The organism is Streptomyces sp. 7N604 (assembly GCF_052245475.1).
Taxonomy (GTDB): domain Bacteria; phylum Actinomycetota; class Actinomycetes; order Streptomycetales; family Streptomycetaceae; genus Streptomyces.
Genome location: NZ_JBQQBX010000095.1, coordinates 1 through 1,426, shown reverse-complemented (window position 1 = coordinate 1,426; position 1,426 = coordinate 1). Strand labels below are relative to the sequence as shown.

The 1,426-nt window shown below is 68.2% G+C and carries 1 protein-coding gene; it reads right to left on the bottom strand.

The window, feature by feature from the left end; all coding sequences use genetic code 11:
• Window positions 1–19: 19 nt before the first annotated feature.
• A complete protein-coding gene (locus ACTWP8_RS38150) occupies window positions 20–1,222 on the bottom strand; it encodes an IS110 family transposase (RefSeq protein WP_443326637.1) in 1,203 nt (400 codons plus the stop codon).
• Window positions 1,223–1,426: the final 204 nt, after the last annotated feature.

The following is a 1,426-nucleotide window of genomic DNA, read 5'->3' as shown; positions in this document are numbered from 1 at the left end:
GAGAATCTCAATGATCGTGTCAAGCCGTCTGCGTGACCGGCGGGACGGAGGTGAACAGCCTCTTGTCACGCAGCATCGCCCACAGCACATCGACCCGGCGGCGGGCGAGCGCGAGCAAGGCCTGTGTGTGGATCAGCCCTTCGCCGCGCTTCTTGAGGTAGTAGTCCCGCGACGGGCCCGGCCGCATCATTGCGGACTGCGCGGACATGTAGAACAGCCAGCGCAGGCGCCGGTTGTAACGCTTGGGCCGGTGGTAGTTGCCCGTGCGGCGACCCGAGTCGCGGGGCACGGGGGCCAGGCCCGCGTGCGAGGCCAGGCGGCCGGCATCCCGGTAGCCGGAAAGGTCACCGACGATGGCGACGAACTCGGCGCCCAGAATCGGGCCCATGCCGGGCAGGGACTCGATGATCTCGGCACGGTCGTCGGTGCGGAAGGTCTCACGGATCTCGCGGTCGTTGTCCTTGATCCGCTCGTCCAGGGCCAGGAGTTGGTGCGCGAGGTCCCGTACCAGCTTGGCTGCTCTGCTCTCGCCGGGCAGGGTTGTGTGCTGGGACTGGGCGGCCTCGACGGCCTTGGCCGCGATCTCGCCTGCTCCGCGGACCTTGCGGCGCTCCAGCCAGGTCGCCAGCCGCTTGACACCGATGCGTCGCAGAGCGGCCGGTGTCTGGTACTCGGTCAGCATCACGATGGGGCCCTTGGCCCCGGAGTAGTCGAAGGCCCGCTCCAGGGCCGGGCAGATGCCCACCAGCAGGTCGCGGAGCCGGTTGATCAGCCGGACCCGGTCGGCGATCAGATCACGCCGGTATCCGGTCAGCAGCTGGAGTGTGGAGACCAGCTCCGGCGGCGTGTCGATCGGGGTGAAGTCCCGGCGCATCCGGGCCTGGTCGGCGATGACCAGGGCGTCCTTGGCGTCAGTTTTGCCCTCGCCGCGGTAGGCGCCGGTCATCCGGTTGACGGTGCGGCCGGGGACGTAGACGACCTGCTGGCCGTGGGCGATCAGCAGGGCCAGCAGCAGTGTGGAGGCTCTGCCGGAGATGTCCACCGCCCATCGCACCTCGGCGGCCTTCTCCCGGGCTGCCGCGATGAGCGTCAGGATCTGTGCCTCGTCGTTGATCACCTTCGTCGAGAACAGCATCTCGCCGTCGGAGTCGACCGCCACCGCCCAGTGATGCCCCTTGCCGGCGTCGATGCCGACCCATATCCGCTCGTGCGGCCTGTCCACGCCTGTCGCTCCATTTCCACCGTGACCAGCAACCCCGTGGCCCGAGGAACACTCCGCCGACAGGTCCTTAACCAGCGATGCCCGCAGCTCTCAATCAGCAGTCGGAGCGTCCCGGAGGACCGGGCGGCCATTCTCCTAGAGCCATCAACGGCAACCCCTGATCAGCCACACCCGGTCCTCCCGGACCGCCAACATTCTTAAGGA